The organism is Vibrio sp. 2134-1 (assembly GCF_033339495.1).
Genome location: NZ_JAWOUS010000369.1, coordinates 1 through 738, shown reverse-complemented (window position 1 = coordinate 738; position 738 = coordinate 1). Strand labels below are relative to the sequence as shown.

The 738-nt window shown below is 46.7% G+C and carries 1 protein-coding gene; it reads right to left on the bottom strand.

The window, feature by feature from the left end; genetic code table 11:
* Window positions 1-738 (bottom strand): ketol-acid reductoisomerase (ilvC, locus tag R7R78_RS26045; protein ID WP_225474603.1); only part of this gene is annotated, 738 nt, incomplete at both ends.

Sequence of the window (738 nt, the reverse complement as noted above, 5' to 3'; positions counted from 1 at the left end):
CGGATCAATGCCTTCAGCAATCATCTTCTCGTAACATACGATAGACCCCGCTTGTAGCATGCCACATAGAATGGTTTGCTCACCCATTAGGTCTGATTTCACCTCAGCGACAAAAGAAGACTCAAGACAACCCGCACGGTGACCACCTGTAGCTGCAGCCCAAGCTTTCGCGATATCCCAACCTTCACCTTTCGGATCATTCTCTGGATGAACCGCGATTAGGGTAGGAACACCAAAACCACGTTTGTATTCTTCACGAACCTCTGTACCAGGACACTTAGGAGCAACCATGACAACGGTCAGATCTTTACGAATCTGCATGCCTTCTTCCACAACGTTGAAACCGTGAGAGTAACCTAGTGCAGCGCCTTCTTTCATTAGTGGCATCACCGTCTCAACAACGTTAGTGTGCTGTTTGTCTGGCGTTAAGTTAACAACCAGGTCTGCTTGAGGAACTAGCGTTTCGTAGCTACCAACTTCAAAGCCATTATCTTTGGCGTTTTTAAACGATTGACGCTGTTCATCGATCGCAGCTTGACGTAGTGCGTAAGACACATCAAGACCAGAATCGCGCATGTTTAGGCCTTGGTTTAGACCTTGAGCACCACAGCCCACAATGACCACTTTTTTACCTTTCAGGTAATCCGCTTCAGATACAAATTCTTCACGGTCCATAAAGCGACAACGACCAAGTTGATCCAATTGCTCGCGCAAGTTTAGGGTATTGAAATAGTTAGC